This window comes from Streptomyces durhamensis (assembly GCF_000725475.1).
GTDB classification, from domain to species: domain Bacteria; phylum Actinomycetota; class Actinomycetes; order Streptomycetales; family Streptomycetaceae; genus Streptomyces; species Streptomyces filipinensis.
In genome coordinates, this window is the sequence record NZ_JNXR01000193.1 from 1 (window position 1) to 284 (window position 284).

General features: G+C 75.7%; 1 protein-coding gene. It reads left to right on the forward strand.

Features of this window, described 5'->3' with window-relative positions; translation table 11 throughout:
* Window positions 1-284 (forward strand): PP2C family protein-serine/threonine phosphatase (locus IO33_RS0142330; RefSeq protein ID WP_031174376.1); only part of this gene is annotated, 284 nt, incomplete at both ends.

Here is a 284-nt window from a genome sequence, read left to right on the forward strand (position 1 = left end):
GTCGGCGACGTGGTCGGCCACGGGCTGACGGCCGCCACCGTCATGGGCAGGCTCCGCAGCGCGCTGAGCGCCGCCACCCGTACCGTCCACGGCCCCGCCCAGGCACTGGAGGTCCTGGGGCTGTACGCCCGCTCGGTGGAGGGAGCCCTGGCCGCCACCGCCGTGCAGGTCCTCGTCGACTGCCACAGCCACCTGCTCGTCTACAGCAGCGCCGGCCACCCCCCGCCCGTCCTGCTGCACCCGGACGGCTCCTGCGAGCTGCTCGACCAGGCCACCGACCCACC